Origin of the sequence: Mycobacterium sp. smrl_JER01 (genome assembly GCF_048513595.2) — a bacterium.
Taxonomy (GTDB): domain Bacteria; phylum Actinomycetota; class Actinomycetes; order Mycobacteriales; family Mycobacteriaceae; genus Mycobacterium.
In genome coordinates this window covers 4,124,525-4,139,694 of record NZ_JBLXXK020000001.1, presented here as the reverse complement: position 1 = coordinate 4,139,694, position 15,170 = coordinate 4,124,525, and the positions used below count along the sequence as shown (strand labels likewise).

15 protein-coding genes are annotated in these 15,170 nt (G+C 67.9%); 10 read left to right on the top strand and 5 right to left on the bottom strand.

The window, feature by feature from the left end:
• Positions 1 to 11 precede the first annotated feature (11 nt).
• A complete protein-coding gene (locus tag ACNUDN_RS19190; RefSeq protein ID WP_419123367.1) occupies positions 12 to 587 on the bottom strand; it encodes a TetR/AcrR family transcriptional regulator in 576 nt (191 codons plus the stop codon).
• A 108-nt stretch (positions 588 to 695) separates the two neighbouring features.
• On the opposite strand from ACNUDN_RS19190, the gene ACNUDN_RS19185 reads away from it, so the two are divergent.
• The 4 genes from ACNUDN_RS19185 to ACNUDN_RS19170 are packed head-to-tail and all read left to right on the top strand — an operon-like array spanning position 696 to position 5,618.
• Positions 696 to 1,712 carry an NAD-dependent epimerase/dehydratase family protein gene (locus ACNUDN_RS19185; RefSeq protein WP_419123366.1) on the top strand — a complete coding sequence of 339 codons (1,017 nt, stop codon included), beginning with the start codon at positions 696 to 698 and terminating at the stop codon, positions 1,710 to 1,712.
• Positions 1,709 to 3,931, top strand: coding sequence for an acyl-CoA dehydrogenase family protein (locus tag ACNUDN_RS19180; protein ID WP_419123365.1), 2,223 nt, complete (start codon positions 1,709 to 1,711; stop codon positions 3,929 to 3,931). The genes ACNUDN_RS19185 and ACNUDN_RS19180 overlap by 4 nt, the downstream gene beginning before the upstream one ends.
• Positions 3,932 to 3,964: 33 nt before the next feature.
• Entirely contained in the window at positions 3,965 to 5,197 is a 1,233-nt protein-coding gene (locus ACNUDN_RS19175; RefSeq protein ID WP_419123364.1) for a thiolase family protein, read from the top strand.
• A gap of 1 nt (position 5,198) precedes the next feature.
• Complete coding sequence (locus ACNUDN_RS19170; RefSeq protein ID WP_419123363.1) at positions 5,199 to 5,618, top strand: Zn-ribbon domain-containing OB-fold protein; 420 nt, start codon at positions 5,199 to 5,201, stop codon at positions 5,616 to 5,618.
• Positions 5,619 to 5,710: 92 nt separating this feature from the next.
• Here ACNUDN_RS19170 and ACNUDN_RS19165 read toward each other — a convergent pair whose 3' ends face one another.
• Entirely contained in the window at positions 5,711 to 6,658 is a 948-nt protein-coding gene (locus ACNUDN_RS19165; RefSeq protein WP_419123362.1) for a helix-turn-helix transcriptional regulator, read from the bottom strand.
• A 29-nt stretch (positions 6,659 to 6,687) separates the two neighbouring features.
• On the opposite strand from ACNUDN_RS19165, the gene ACNUDN_RS19160 reads away from it, so the two are divergent.
• Positions 6,688 to 7,485, top strand: coding sequence for an SDR family NAD(P)-dependent oxidoreductase (locus ACNUDN_RS19160; RefSeq protein ID WP_419123361.1), 798 nt, complete (start codon positions 6,688 to 6,690; stop codon positions 7,483 to 7,485).
• A gap of 84 nt (positions 7,486 to 7,569) precedes the next feature.
• Here the strand turns inward: ACNUDN_RS19160 and ACNUDN_RS19155 are convergent, their stop codons facing one another.
• Complete coding sequence (locus ACNUDN_RS19155) at positions 7,570 to 9,048, bottom strand: adenylate/guanylate cyclase domain-containing protein (RefSeq protein WP_419123360.1); 1,479 nt, start codon at positions 9,046 to 9,048, stop codon at positions 7,570 to 7,572.
• Positions 9,049 to 9,179: 131 nt separating this feature from the next.
• Here ACNUDN_RS19155 and ACNUDN_RS19150 point away from each other — a divergent pair, with 131 nt between their 5' ends.
• Together ACNUDN_RS19150 and ACNUDN_RS19145 are read left to right on the top strand one after the other, a co-directional pair.
• A complete protein-coding gene (locus tag ACNUDN_RS19150) occupies positions 9,180 to 9,986 on the top strand; it encodes a lysophospholipid acyltransferase family protein (protein WP_419123359.1) in 807 nt (268 codons plus the stop codon).
• A gap of 121 nt (positions 9,987 to 10,107) precedes the next feature.
• Complete coding sequence (locus ACNUDN_RS19145; protein WP_419123358.1) at positions 10,108 to 11,280, top strand: thiolase family protein; 1,173 nt, start codon at positions 10,108 to 10,110, stop codon at positions 11,278 to 11,280.
• A 30-nt stretch (positions 11,281 to 11,310) separates the two neighbouring features.
• Here the strand turns inward: ACNUDN_RS19145 and ACNUDN_RS19140 are convergent, their stop codons facing one another.
• A complete protein-coding gene (locus ACNUDN_RS19140) occupies positions 11,311 to 12,609 on the bottom strand; it encodes an acyl-CoA dehydrogenase family protein (protein ID WP_419123357.1) in 1,299 nt (432 codons plus the stop codon).
• 154 nt (positions 12,610 to 12,763) lie between these two features.
• On the opposite strand from ACNUDN_RS19140, the gene ACNUDN_RS19135 reads away from it, so the two are divergent.
• The 3 genes from ACNUDN_RS19135 (at position 12,764) to ACNUDN_RS19125 (ending at position 14,451) form a co-directional block, all read left to right on the top strand.
• Entirely contained in the window at positions 12,764 to 12,994 is a 231-nt protein-coding gene (locus tag ACNUDN_RS19135) for a hypothetical protein (RefSeq protein ID WP_419123356.1), read from the top strand.
• Between the two features lie 165 nt (positions 12,995 to 13,159).
• Positions 13,160 to 13,762, top strand: a complete 603-nt coding sequence (locus ACNUDN_RS19130) for a TetR/AcrR family transcriptional regulator (RefSeq protein ID WP_419123355.1) — start codon at positions 13,160 to 13,162, stop codon at positions 13,760 to 13,762.
• 11 nt (positions 13,763 to 13,773) lie between these two features.
• Positions 13,774 to 14,451: an IspD/TarI family cytidylyltransferase gene (locus tag ACNUDN_RS19125; protein WP_419123354.1), complete on the top strand. Its 678-nt coding sequence runs from the start codon at positions 13,774 to 13,776 to the stop codon at positions 14,449 to 14,451.
• On the opposite strand, the gene ACNUDN_RS19120 is transcribed toward ACNUDN_RS19125, so the two are convergent.
• Positions 14,420 to 15,136 carry an IspD/TarI family cytidylyltransferase gene (locus ACNUDN_RS19120; protein ID WP_419123353.1) on the bottom strand — a complete coding sequence of 239 codons (717 nt, stop codon included), beginning with the start codon at positions 15,134 to 15,136 and terminating at the stop codon, positions 14,420 to 14,422. The genes ACNUDN_RS19125 and ACNUDN_RS19120 overlap by 32 nt on opposite strands.
• Between the last annotated feature and the right edge of the window lie 34 nt (positions 15,137 to 15,170).

Here is a 15,170-nt window from a genome sequence, read left to right as displayed (position 1 = left end):
CCGCCGGCAGCTCAACGAGCGGCCAGGCCGGCGATGACGGTGCGGGTGATGGATTCGGCGCGCGCGGGGTCGAAGGAGCGACCTTCGCTGAGAATCGCGTAGACAATCCCGCCGACGATGGCGTCGGCGGCATCGCGCGCGCAGGCCAGAGTGAAGCCCGCGGCCGCCAGGCGATCTCGCACCGCCTCGTGCAACGGTGAGCTGAAACCGGCGCGCAGGCGGGCAGCGGTGTCCGGGTGCTCCATGCCGGCGGTGGTCAGGATGCGCAGCATGGCGTTTCCGCGCGCCGTCGTCAGCGCAGAGGCCAGCGTGGTGGCCCATGCGCAGAGATCCTCGGCGACTGTGCCGGTCGCTTCGATGGGTCGCAGGATCTTGTCGGCATCTTCGAGAATGACATCGGCGACCAACGCGTGCCGACTCGGCCACCAACGGTAGATGGTCTGTTTTCCGACCCCGGCGCGGCCTGCCACTGCCTCGATCGTCAGCTTGTCGAAGCCGCGTTCCATCAGCAACCTGCGGGTGGCGCCGACGATCGCCACCCGTGACTTCTCACTGCGCCGCCGCGGGGTCGCCACATCGGGGCTCATCGGGGGCGTCGGTCCGGCTTTACACGCTGGGACATCACCCGTAGTCTGCCACAAGACGAGACGTTTCGTCTCGTTTAGGGCGCGGAGGGTGAGCCGGGTGATGCGGTGATGACGGGAACCACGTTGGTGATCGGCGCCAGCGGTTTCCTCGGATCGCACGTCGTCAAGGAATTGGTCGCGCGCGGTACACCTGACGTGCGGGCGATGGTGCGTGCCACCAGTTCGACGCGCGGAATCGACGGCCTACCCGTCGACATCCACTGCGGCGACATCTTCGACACCGACGCGCTGCGGGTGGCAATGTCGGGATGCGACGTCGTCCATTACTGCGTCGTCGACGCCCGGCCCTGGCTGCGCGACCCGCGGCCGATGTGGCGCACCAATGTCGAAGGCCTGCGCAACGTGCTCGACCTCGCCTCCGAAATAGCCGGCCTGCGCCGATTCGTCTTCACCAGCTCGATCGGCACCATCGGTCTGGCGACGAACGGGCCGGCCGACGAAGACACCCCCCACCACTGGTCGGACCGGGGCGGGCATTACATCCGGTCCCGGATCGCCGCCGAGGAGCTGGTGCTGCGGTACGCCCGCGAGCGTGGATTGCCCGCGGTCGCAATGTGTGTCGCCAACACCTACGGGTCCGGCGACTTCCTGCCCACCCCACACGGCGGGATGCTCGCCGCTGCGGTGGCCGGTCGGCTTCCCTTCTACATCGACGGCTACGACGCGGAGGTGGTCGGTGTCGAGGACGCGGCGCGCGCGATGATCCTGGCGGGGGAGCGGGGGCGGATCGGGCAGCGCTACATCGTCGCCGAGCGTTTCATGAGCACCCGCGACATCTACCGAATCGGCTGTGCCGCCGTGGACGTTCGGCCACCCCGGATCGGTGTGCCGATCCGGGCCATGTCGGCGGCCGGATACCTCGGCGCCGCAGTCGGCCGCTTCCGCCAGAAGGACACGATGCTCACCCCGCTCAACGTCCGGCTGATGCACATCATGTCGCCGATGGACCACAGCAAGGCTGTCCGCGAACTCGGCTGGCAACCGCGACCCACCGCGGAATCGATCGTGGCCGCGGCGCATTTCTTCCGTGACCGGGGCCGCCGGGTGTCTAAGGAGGCGCGATGACGATCGGTCTGACACCTGAACAGCAGCAATTGGCTGCGGCCACGGCCCAGTTCGCGGCCCGGCACGCACCGATCGACAAGACCCGCGGATCATTCGACGCACTCGCGCTCGGTGACCTACCCACCTGGTGGGAGCAGTTCGTGGCCAACGGTTTTCACGCCGTACACCTGCCGGAGGACGTGGGTGGCCAGGGCGGCACCCTGGCCGACACCGCGTGCGTGGTGGAGGCGGCCGCGACCGCACTGTTGCCGGGTCCGGTGTTGCCCACGGTCACCGCGAGCGCGGTCGTTTCGACCGCCGACGACACCCCCGCCAGACATGACCTCCTGGCTGCTTTCGCCCAGGGTGCGGCGGGCGCGGTGATCTTCGCCGACGGCAACGAGTTTCGGGCAACCCCCGCCGGAGACGGCTGGCGGGTCAGCGGGATGTCGGCGGTGATCCCGGGCGCGTTGTCGGCTCGCAGGATCGTCGCCGCCGCAGACACCGGCGACCGCATGCTGTGGTTGGTGATCGACCCGACACGCCACGGTGTCGATGTGGAGGGCCGCCGCGGCACCGACAAGACCGTCGACGTCGGGGTGGTCCGGCTCGCGGACTACCACTGCCCCGACGACGCGGTCCTGGCCGGAGTCGACGACGTTCGGGCCCGATGCGTCTCGGTGGCTCTCGCCGCGGCCGCCGCCTCGGGCGTCCTGCGCTGGTGTGTGCGGGCCGTCACCGAGCATCTGCGCACCCGGGAACAATTCGGCAAACCCATCGGCACGTTCCAAGCGCTTCAGCACCAGGCGGCGATGCTGTTGGTCAGTGCCGAGCTGGCGACCTCGGCGGCCTGGGATGCGGTCCGGTCCGTCGACGAGGATGCGACCCAGAACCAGATCGCAGCCTGGGGTGCAGCGTTGATGGCGATCTCGCCGGCCCCCGACCTGGTGCTGGACACCTTGACGATGTTCGGCGCCATCGGCTTCACCTGGGAGCACGATCTGCACCTGTACTGGCGACGGGCGACCGCTCTGGCCGCCGCAGTGGGTCCGGCCGGTGGCTTTGCCGAGTCCCTCGGCGAGCTCACCCGCACCCGCAACCGGGACATCTCGCTCAAACTCGGTGATCTGGACGGTGACTTCCGCCGCCGCGTGGCCGCGGTCCTCGACCAGGCCTGCACTCTGCGCAACGATCGCCCGGGACGCCAAGGCGATTACGAGAACCTCGCCACCGGTGATCAGCGGACCTTGCTCGCCGACGCCGGACTGATCGCGCCGCACTGGCCCGAACCGTGGGGTGTGGCCGCCACCCAGCTGCAGCAGCTGATCATCGACGAGGAGTTCGCCAAGCGGCCCGGGCTGGTCCGGCCGTCGCTGGGCATCTCCGAGTGGATTCTGCCCACCCTGATCAGCTCGGCGTCCGAGGACGTTGCGCAACGCTTCATCCCGCCCACCCAACGCGGCGAGCTCGGCTGGTGCCAGTTGTTCAGCGAGCCCGGTGCCGGTTCGGATCTGGCCTCGCTGACCACGCGGGCCACCAGGGTCGACGGCGGCTGGCGGATCAACGGGCACAAGATCTGGACGTCCTCGGCCCACACCGCCGACTACGGGGCACTACTGGCCCGTACCAATTCCGAGGCGGCCAAGCATCGCGGTATCGGCTACTTCATCATCGATATGCGCTCGGAAGGTGTTGAGCTGCAGCCGATCCGGCAGGCCACCGGCGACGCGCACTTCAACGAGGTGTTCCTGACCGATGTGTTCGTCCCCGACGAACTGCTGTTGGGTGGGCCGACCGACGGCTGGAACCTGGCCATCGCCACCATGGCCCAGGAACGGGTCGCGATCAGCGGCTATGTGAACTTCGACAGGGCCAGCATCCTGCGCCGTATGGCCGCCGATGATCGGCCGGACCGCGGACGGGTGCTGGCAGCACTCGGGGAAGCCGACGCTTACGCCAACGCGATCAAGGTGCTTGCGGTTCGGGAGGTGATGCGCCTGCTCGACGGGCAGGCCGCCGGACCGGCGTCGAGCATTGCCAAGGTGGCGATGAACGTGATGCTGCGGCGCACCTTCAAGGCCACGCTGGAGTTGAGCGCGCCGGCAGCGCTCGTCGAGGACTCCGACCCGCCGATCGTCGAACCCTATTTCCATCTGCCGGCCGAGCTGATCGGCGGCGGCACCAAGGAGATTCAGCTCAACATCATCGCGCAGATGATTCTCGGACTGCCCCGCGGCTGAGCGCGGACGGCCCACGATACGACAGGAGAACCCATGGGATTGCGTGGTGAGGCCGCGATCGTCGGCTATGTCGAGCTGCCCCCGGAGCGGATGACAAAGGCCGGCCCGGCGCCGTTCATGCTCGAGCAGTGGGCAGAGCTCGGCGCGGCGGCCTTGCAGGATGCCGGGCTGTCGGGGGAACTCGTCGACGGGATCGTCACCACCCACCTGAGCGAATCGGAGATCTTCGTCCCGTCGACGGTGACCGAATACCTGGGCGTGCGGGCGAATTTCGCCGAGATGGTCGACCTCGGCGGGGCCAGTGCGGTGGGGATGGTGTGGCGCGCGGCTGCGGCGATCGAGCTGGGCATCTGTGATGTGGTGCTGTGCGCGATCCCGGCGCGGTACCTGACCCCGACGTCACCGAAGAAGCCCCGACCGTTGGTCGACGCGATGTTCTTCGGCGCGTCGAGCAACCAGTACGGCTCTCCTCAGGCCGAATTCGAGATCCCGTACGGCAATCTCGGACAGAACGGCCCCTACGGGCAGGTCGCCCAGCGTTACGCCGCGGCGTACGGATACGACGAACGCGCGATGGCCAAGATCGTGGCGGACCAGCGCGTCAACGCCAACCACACCGAGGGTGCGGTATGGCAGAACACGCCGATCTCCATCGAGGAGGTGCTCGCCAGCCCGGTCATCGCCGATCCGTTGCACATGCTCGAGATCGTGATGCCCTGTCAGGGAGGTGCCGCGGTGGTGGTGGCCGGTGCCGACGTCGCCGCCCGGACCCGGCATCGGCCGGTATGGATCAAGGGGTTCGGTGAGCAGGTGCCCTACAAGACGCCGACCTACGCCGAGGACCTGCTGCAGACCCCGATCGCGCGGGCAGCCGAGACAGCGTTCGCGATGTCGGGGTGCAGCCGCGATCAGATGGACATGGTATCGATCTACGACTGCTACACCATCACGGTGCTGCTCAGTCTGGAAGACGCCGGGTTCTGCGAGAAGGGCAAGGGCATGGAGTTCGTGTCCCAGCACGATCTGACCTTTCGCGGTGACTTCCCGCTCAACACCGCCGGTGGTCAACTCGGCTTCGGGCAGGCCGGCACCGCCGGCGGGATGCATCACGTGTGTGACGCCACCCGCCAGATCATGGGCCGGGCAGGGGCCGCACAGGTGGGCCGCTCCGCACCGGGTACGACGCCGGAGTGCCACCGCGCGTTCGTGTCCGGCAACGGTGGCATCCTGTCCGAACAGACCACCCTCGTCCTGGAAGGGGACTGAGATGAGCACCCCGGCCTTCCAGCGACCGATGCCGGTCAAAACGCCGACCACCGGACCGTTCTGGGATGGTCTGGCCGAGCATCGGGTGCTCATCCAGTACTCGCCGTCGGCGCAGTGTTACGTCTTCTACCCCCGGGTGCGGGCGCCGCGAACGCTGGCCGATGACCTGCAGTGGCGCGAGATCTCGGGGATGGGAACGTTGTACTCCTACACCGTGGCGCGGCGGCCCGTCGGCCCGCACTTCGCCGACGCCGTACCGCAACTACTCGCCATCGTGGAATGGGATGAGGGGCCGCGGTTCTCGACCGAACTCGTCGATGTCGAACCCGATGATGTCGTGATCGGTATGCGGGTCAAGCCGGTGTTCTGCGATTACCCCGATCACGACGTGACCATGCTGCGCTACACCGCGGCCGGCTGAACCTCAACACGATGCCCACCAGGCTTGCGAGGGTGATCGAGAAGAACGCGTGGGTCGGTGTCTCACGTTCGTCAGTTCCGCGGACACAACGTTCACGGGCGCTTGAGCGCAGTGCGACCGGGTGAACGGCTGCCACGGTCATTGCGCGCGGTGACGTCATCGTCGCGGTGGGGCGCGATCGGGATCGACGACGCCGAGCGCGGCTCCACCTGGCTGGTGCGCAACGCCGACAATGCGGACAGTGCCGACTGAGTTCGCGTGCCGGGCTCGGCGGTGAAGAGCACCATCAATGCATCTGAGTCGGGAATCACCAGAAGGTCGCAGTGCATCTCGATCGGACCCACTTCTGCGTGCGTCATCTTCTTGATCTGATGACGCGGCAACACTACGTCGACCTGATGCCACAAGTCCTCGAACTCCCCACTCCGTGAACGCAGCTCGGCGACCAGTGCGCAGATGCCGTCGTCGCGCGGATAGCGCGCCGCGGCCAGGCGCAATTGGCTGACAGCGAAGGGCGCGAAGTCCTCGCTGCCCGTGACCCCGAAATGGCGCTGAGAGACTTCTGGCTGAAGGAAGTAGTCCTTCACCAGGTTTCGCCGTGCAGGCGGTGGGACGGACATGTCCCCGAACAACGCTGTCGCCAATTCGTTCCAACCGACGAGGTCATACTTTGCATCCAGGACGAGCACTGCGGTGCCGGGCATGCGATTGATCAGCTCAGGGACCCCCGGAACTGCGTGCCTGAGCGCGGCTCTGTCGTGCTCGACATCCCGTCCGGAAAGGCTGAACAAGAGCGACCGCTCGTCCTGATCCAGTTGCAGTGCGTGGCTCAGGCCATCGAGCACTCCTCCCGATGGCCGCGGCGCTCGGGCTTGCTCAAGGCGGGTGTAGTACGACGCAGAAATGTGCGCCAATTGTGCAACTTCCTCACGTCGCAGTCCGGCAGTCCGCCTCCGGCCATCATGGGGTAGCCCCACATCGGAAACCATGAGTCGAGCCCGTCGGTCCCTCAGGAACCGCGCCAGTGGCCGTTGATCCATGGCTCCATGATGCCTCTGGCGGACGACGGATGACTGACACAACCTGTGTCTGGTTCGCCGAGCGCCACCTGACAAGAGTGGAGCACATGAACACGACACCGAAAGTTGCGCTCGTCACGGGCGGCAACAAGGGAATCGGCATGCACATCGTCCGACAGCTTGCCGAGCACGGCGCACATGTCTACCTGGCTGCGCGGGACCCAGCCCGCGGGCGAGCCGCAGCGGCGAAGCTTGCCGCACGGGGACTCGGCGTCGAGTTCCTCCACCTCGACGTCACCGATCAGACGATGGTGACTGCGGCGGCTCACAACGTCGGCCAAAGCAGCGGCCATCTCGATATCTTGGTCAACAACGCTGCCATCACCAGTGGGTTCGACCCCGCGTCGAAGGTGACCACGCCTGACCTACGCCGGACCTACGAAACCAATGTGTTCGGAGTCGCTGCTGTCACCAACCAGTTCCTGCCGCTGCTTCGAAAGTCGGGGTCTCCACGGATCGTCAACGTCTCGAGCGCGATGGGATCGATCGCGATGATGGCCAACCCCGAGATCGAGGTCACCAAGTTGAATCAAGCCGCCTACCAGGCTTCCAAGGCAACTTTGAACGCCCTCACAGTTCTGTACGCCAACGAGCTGCGCGCAGAGGGCGTGAAGGTGAACGCGGTGTGTCCGGGTTACCGCGCGACGGAACTCAACGGTGGACAGCCGACTCCAGGTGCTGGCGACCCCGCGGACGGAGCGACAGTAGCCGTCACCATGGCCCTCATCGGCGACGACGGACCGACAGGTCAGTTCGTCGGCCACACCGGTGATGTTTATCCATGGTGAGGCTGGCCGGCCCGCGCACAGCGCTGTCCTGCGGTCCTCGGACCGGTATTCCCACGACGGCCTGTGGTTCAACCCGCGGTTCCATCAATCTTGCGGCGGCGCATGAACGGGTGCGTAGAGCACGGTGGCCCGGGGTCGCCCGCGTAGCAGCGCCTCGCCGCACGGCGCCCACCGCGTTCGTTCGGTGTCGTCGGCGCGGGCGAGCGCCGTCGCCGAGCCCAGGGTGCGGCCGTGGAAATCCTTGGCGTGGTCGGCCAGCCGGGCCGCCTCGTTGACGGGATCGCCGACCACCGTGTACTCGTAGCGGTTGCGGGCGCCGATGTTTCCGGCGAACACCGGGCCGCTCGACACCCCGATGCCGAAGTCGACAGGCAGTCGGCGCAACCGGCGCGCGAGCACCCGTGCGGTCGACAGGGCGGCCGTGGCCGGGTCGTCGATGCGCAGTGGGGCGCCGAAGACCGCCAGCACCGCATCACCCTGGAACTTGTTGACCAGGCCGTCATTGCGGTCCACCTCGGCGACGACGATGCCGAAGAAGTCGTTGAGGACGTCGGCGACTTCGTGCGGGTCGCGTTCGGCCGCCAGCCTGGTCGAGCCGACCAGGTCGATGAACAGGACCGTCACGTCACGTTCGTCGCCGTTCGACCCGTCGGACTGCGGACCCGCCTGCTCGAATGCCCGCCGCGCCACCTCCTCGCCGACGTGGCGTCCGAACAGGTCACGGAGCCGGTCGCGCTCGCGCAGGCCGGTCACCATCCGGTTGAATCCGCTTTGTAGCCGCCCGATCTCGGACCACTCGTAGACGTCGATGGTGCGGTCGATCCTGCCGCGCTCGACGTCGGCCATGGCGTCGACCACTTCGTCGAGCGGATCGGAGATGGTCATCGACACCGCCAGCGTCGAGCGCAGGCCGAGCACCACGGCGACCAGTGCCAACACCAGCAGCGCCAGTTCGATCGGCGTCGACTGGTCGAGCAGCCAATCTCGCGACCGCAGCACCAGCAGGACCGCGATCGCCGATCCGGGCAGAGCGGTACACACCACCCATACGAGCAACAGCCGGGCCCGCACACCCGGTACGGCCGGGCGATCGGCGTCGGCGGGGACACCGGCCAGGATCGGCCGCAGCGTGCGCAGGGTGAACAGGAAGCCGGTGCTGACGGTGGCGATGGCGCCGAACAGCAACGCGGTGGTGAGCACGACGAACACCGACGCCGCGGCGTGCAGGTTCAGCGGCACCAGGATCGCCGCTGTCAGCAGCCAAGGTGCAACGGTGATGGCGGCCTGGCGGCGCATGGTCTTGGCGGTGGTGGCGATCTCGGCGGGGGTGGGACGTTCACCGGCGCTCAGCCAGCGCACCGACGGTCGCAGGATCGCCACCGCGCCTGCGGCGACCGTGGCCGTCCCCACCACACCGATCGCCGCCAGGGTGACGACGTTGCCGGTGGTCATGACACTGCGCCCGGCCAGGGCCGCGACGATCGCGACCACCTCGGCGAGTGTCAACAGATAGGCCGACGTCAGGCCCGTTGCATACCTGGTGATCAGCCGGCGTGGCCCCACCGACCGAAAGTATCAGTCGTGCCCCGCGCTGGTTTCGGCTTCGGTGCCGGCTTCGGTGCCGCACCGCAGTCGGGCGTCCGCACGACAGTCCGGCATCTGCACGACGCGGCACGCCGGCGCCGGGAAGTATCATGGCCGGCACGATGCCCGACGTGTGCGCCGAGACGGCCAGATGGGACCCCGGCTTGACCCGGCAGATCAGCAACTGGGTGGGGCCGGCGGTGCGGCGGTATTTTCGCGCCGAGGTGCGCGGGATGGCGGCGGTGCCGGCCGAGGGCGGAGCTCTGGTGGTATCCAACCATTCCGGCGGATTGCTGGCGCCAGACGTGATGGTCTTCGCCCCGGCGTTCTACGATCACTTCGGGTTCGGGCGGCCTCTGGCGGTACCCGCCCGGGACGGGATGCTTGCCGGACCTCCCGGCGACATTCTGCGCAGGGCCGGTGTGATCCCGGCCGGCGACCGCCACGTTGCCCACGCCCTGTGCTCGGGCGCGGTGGTTCTGGTGTTCCCCGGCGGCGACTACGACTCCTACCGGCCCACTTCGGCGGCCGATACCGTCGAATTCGGTGGCCGCACCGGATATGTCCGCGCCGCGCTGGAGGCTGGGGTGCCGATCGTTCCGGTGGTGTCCATCGGTGCGCAGGAGACGCAGATGTTCCTGGCGCGCGGGGACCGACTGGCTCGCCGGCTGGGGCTGGGCTGCGTCCGCATGGACGTGTTGCCCGTCAGCGTCGGACTACCTTTCGGACTGTCGGTGGTCTTTCCACCCAACCTGCCGCTGCCGTCCAAGATCGTGACGCGGGTTCTGGATCCGGTCGACCTCGCCGAGTTCGGCGCCGACGCCGATGTCGACGAGATCGATCGACACGTCAGGTCGGTGATGCAGGCCGCGCTCGACGAGCTTGCCCGCACCCGTCGCTTCCCGGTGCTGGGTTGACATGAGCGACCACGGGGCGGTGGCGGGCGTGCCGGCGAGATCCGCCGGCCCGTAGCTTCTGAATGCGTGTAGCTCCTGAACGCACGCATGGGGACGATCCGCCGGACAAGGAGTAGAGATCATGCGGGAAACGGTCATCGTGGGCGCCGTGCGCACACCGGTGGGCAAACGCAACGGTGGACTGGCCGAACAGCACGCCGCCGACCTGTCGGCGGTGGTCCTCAACGAACTCGTCGAACGTACCGGGGTGGACCCCGACGTGATCGACGACGTGGTCTGGGGGTGCGTCTCGCAGGTGGGGGACCAGTCGAGCAACATCGGCCGCTACAGCGTGCTGGCGGCCGGCTGGCCCGAACACATTCCCGGTACCACCGTCAATCGCGCCTGCGGGTCCAGTCAGCAGGCGCTCGATTTCGCGGTGCAGGCGGTGATGTCGGGTCAGCAGGACATGGTCGTGGCCGGCGGGGTCGAGGTGATGAGTCGGGTGCCGCTGGGCGCAGCGCGCACCACCGGCATGCCCTATGGGCCGAAAGTGCTGGCCCGCTATGACGATTTCTCGTTCAACCAGGGAATCTGCGCCGAGAAGATCGCCCAACGGTGGGGCTTGTCCCGCACTCGGCTCGACGAGTACTCCGCACGCTCGCACGAGCGGGCCGCCGCCGCGCAGGACGCCGGCGCCTTCCGGGACCAGATCGTTGCGGTCTTCACCGCCGCGGACGGCGGCGGCACGTCGCGCCCGGGTGATGTGGTCACCGACGACGAAGGGATCCGACGCGGCACCACGGTGGACAAGCTCGCGGCCCTCAAACCCGCGTTCACCGACGATGGGGTGATCCATGCCGGTAATTCGTCGCAGATCTCCGACGGCGCCGCCGCGCTGCTCGTCACGACGACGGAGAACGCCGTGAGTTTGGGGCTCACCCCGCTGGTGCGCTACCGCGCCGGCGCTGTCACCGGCGCCGATCCCACGCTCATGCTGACAGCGCCGATCCCGGCGACCGAGAAGGTGTTACACAAGGCGGGCGTCCCGCTCGGCGAGGTCGGGGTGTACGAGGTCAACGAAGCGTTCGCACCGGTGCCGTTGGCATGGTTGGCCGACACCGGGGCCGACGAGGACAGACTGAATCCGCTGGGTGGGGCGATCGCCCTCGGCCACCCGTTGGGGGCCTCCGGTGCGGTGTTGATGACCAGGATGATCCATCACATGCGCGACAACGGTATTCGGTATGGATTGCAGACGATGTGTGAGGGTGGTGGCACAGCGAACGCCACACTGGTCGAACTGGTCGGTTAGCCCACGGGGCCCGGGTTCTCCGCCGGGCGCTCACAGGTTGCCGACCTCGTGTTCGAGGAATCCCGCGTATTTCGCCAGCGCGGCTTCCCGTTTGGCCGGTATCCACTGCGAAGGCCAGTCGCCCTCGGCGGGTCGGTGGTCGCGAAGGACCTGTTTGGCGACGGTCGTCTTGTGCACCTCGGTGGGGCCGTCGGCCAACCCCATCGCGGCAGCGGCGGTGACCATGCCGAGGAACGGCATCTCGTTGCTGACCCCGAGCGCACCGTGTATCTGCATGGCGCGCCAGGCGATGTCGTGGAGGACAGCCGGCATCGCCACCTTGACCGCGGCGATGTCTTTGCGGACCGCCTTGTAGTCGTTGTACTTGTCGATCTCCCATGCGGTGTAGAGCACCATCAGGCGGAACTGCAGCAACTGCGCGTAAGAGTCGGCGATGTGCCCCTGCACGAATTGCTTGTCCGACAACCGGGTGCCCTGCGTCTGGCGGCTCAACGCGCGTTCGCACATCATGTCCAGCGCTTTGCGGGCCATCCCGATGGTCCGCATGGCGTGGTGGATGCGCCCGCCGCCGAGCCGCGTCTGAGCGATGACGAATGCCTGACCCTCACCGCCGAGCAGTGCCTCGGCGGGTACCCGGACGTTGTCGTAGTGGATCAGTGCATGGGACCCTTCGCCGGCGGGTTCGCCGTGCAGTCCGATGTTGCGTACGATCTCAACCCCTGGGGTGTCGGTGGGTACCAGGAACATCGACATGCCTTGATAGGCACTGACATCGGGATTGGTCACCACCATGACGATCAGGAACGACGCGGTTGCGGCGTTGGACGAGAAGAACTTCCAGCCGTTGATCACCCAGTCGTCGCCGTCACGCACCGCCGCGGTGGTGAACATCGTGGGATCTGCGCCGGCATGTGGTTCGGTCATCGAGTAACTGGAGAAGAGCTCGCCCTCGAGCAGCGGCCGCAGGTACCGTTGTTTCTGTTGTTCGGTGCCGTAGTGCGCGATGATCTCGGCATTGCCGGTGTCGGGCGCCTGGCAGCCGAAGATGATCGGCGCCCACTGCGAGCGGCCCAGAATCTCGTTCAGCAGCGCCAGTTTGACCTGACCGTATCCTTGGCCGCCGAGGTCGGCCCCGAGATGGGTGGCCCACAATCCCCGGCTGCGGACCTCGTCCTTGAGCGGCTCGACGGCCTCGCGTCGCCTGCCCTCCAGGGGTGTGTACTGCTGGTGTGGCCACACGAGGTCGAGGGGTTCGACCTCGTCGCGGACGAACTCATCCGCCCAGTCGAGCACCCGCTGATACTCGGGGTCGGTTTCGAAATCCCACATGGCGGCCTCCTTGCCGGCGTCGGGTGTGCGTGCTGGCCGGCGACCGATTCGGCACCTCTGCACGGTAGCCGAGCGCTGCGGCCGATGGGAACGGCGCAGCAGGACCGTTCGGCGCGGGCCCGGGCCAGCGGGGCAGACGGGCACAATGGCCGGTGTGAGTGGATTGCGCGTCGCGGCGCTGGCCTTCGCCGCCTTGGCGTTGACGGCGGGCGTCCTGCAGCTCGCGGCGTTCGCCTCAGCGGGTTGGATCCGTCATCTGGTCCTCGGCATCTTCGCGTGCGCGGTCGGACTGTCGGTGGGCGCCGCTGTCATCGCCGAGGTGCTGCGCTCGCGTTCGTCGTCGCGTCCCCCCACCGACCGGCGCGGTGGCAACGGCACCGAATGACACGGGGGGTGCCGGCGGGTTGCCGTGGCAGCGGCCGCTGCGCGCCTGGCTACCATGGTCGGGCGAGAACGTCCCGGCCGGCGCGTTCGGGGGCGCGCGGATCTGCACCGCGGCGGGGACGTGCCGTGACGCTGTGGTGGGCGGATGACAGGAGCTGGGATCCAGATGGCAACGCCGCGACGGATGGGGGCGCCGGACGCGAAGAACCGTAGCGTTCTGCTCGACGCGGCAGAGGTGCTGCTCATCGAGGAGGGGTACGCTGCGGTGACCTCCCGTCGGGTCGCGGACCGGGCGGGCCTCAAACCGCAGTTGGTGCATTACTACTTCCGCACGATGGAGGACCTGTTCCTGGCGGTCTTTCATCGCCGGGCCGAGGACGGGCTGGCGGTGCTGTCTGCGGCGTTGTCCTCCGCGCAACCGCTGTGGGCACTGTGGCGGTTCTGCACGGCCCCCGAGTCCACCCGGCTGACCGTGGAGTTCATGGCCCTGGCCAATCACCGTAAGGCACTGCGGGCCGAGATCGTCCGCTACGCAGAACGATTCAGGCATGAGCAGAACCGGGCGATCGCCGACGCGCTGCACCGGCACGGTATGGACGTCACCGCGGTGCCACCCCTGGTGTGGACGGTGATCACCACGAGCGTCTCTCAGGCACTGGTGGTGGAACGTGCGCTCGGGATGAGCGCGGGTCACGCCGAGACGTTCGCCTACTGCGAGGAATGGTTGCGACGCCTCGAAGGTGATCCCCATCCGGTGGAACAGGTATAGCCTCGGACGTCGTGACTGTGACGGCGATCCTGCCAGTGCCCGGTAGTTATGAGCAGTGCCGTGAGGCCGTCTTCGCCCCGGTGTTCGGCGCGTCCCCGCTCGCCCGGATAGCCGCTGCGCTCGCGCCGTTCGCCGAGGTGGTGATCGCCGTCGCCGGTCCGCTTGTCGAGGAAGTTCGACGAACCGTTGCCACGCAACACTTCCCGCCGGTCCGCGTGGTGCATGTCGATCCACCTGGCGGCCGGGCACAGTGCATCGATGCCGGATTGCGCGCCGCAGGCCCAGCAGGTGGCTCGGTGCTGCTCCACGACCTGGGCTGGCCGCTGATCACCGCGGCGACAATCGATTCGGTGGTGTGCGCGTTGCGGCACGGCGCCGCCGCGGTGTTGCCCATCCGGCCGGTGACCGACAGTGTGAAGGCTGTCGACGGGCGAGGCGCCGTCACGGCCACCCTGGACCGCGCTCCGCTGCGCACGGTGCAGTATCCGCGCGGTTTCGACACCGCCGTGCTGCACGCGCTGCTTCCCGGCGGTGCCGACGGGGCGTTCGACGAGCTGGAGGCGCTGTTGTCCACGACGACCGCTCCCACCCTGGTCGAGGGCGACACCGGGGCACTGAGATTTGATCTGCCCGCCGACGCCGCCTTGTTGGCCGCACTCATCGCCAGCCGGCAGGACCATCCGGATTGAGCAGCAGGTGCTGCGCCACGGCGACATCCCGGGCGTAGGTGACCTTGAGATTATCGGCACGGCCGGTAAACGTCTGCACCTCGATGTCGGTGTAGCGCTCGATGCACGACGAGGTGTCGGTGCCCTCGAACCCGTCACGTTCGGCGCTGCGATAGGCCCGCAGCAGGTCCATTGCGCGGAACGCCTGCGGCGTCTGGACGCGGACCAGCGTCGACTGGTCGGAAACCGCGCACATGCCGTTGTCGTCATGGCGGGCCAGATCGCGTATCGGCAGTGCCGGGAGCGCACCTCCGAACCGCCGGGCCAGCGTCACCGCCTCGACGAACATATCCGGCCCGGCCAGGGGGCGGGCGGCGTCGTGGATGACGACGACATCGACGGCGCCGGATTCGATGTCGCCGGCCAGATAGCGCAGCACATTCGTCTCCGACGCGTGCCGGGTATCCCCGCCCTCGACGAATTCGACAGCGGCACTGCCCAGTTCGACCTGCAGTGTGTCCCGTGCCAGGGTGAGTTCGCCCGCCCGGTACACCAGGATGGTGCGCGTGATCTCCGGAAGCTGGATCAACGTGTGCAGTGCCCAGGCCAACATGCTGCGTCCGGCCAGCGGCAGGTAGGCCTTGTTCCCGTCGGCACCCACGCGGGTGCCCAGGCCCGCGGCCAACACCACCCCGACGGCCTGCATGGCCGCACCCTATCGCGGGGGCCGGCAATCGCGG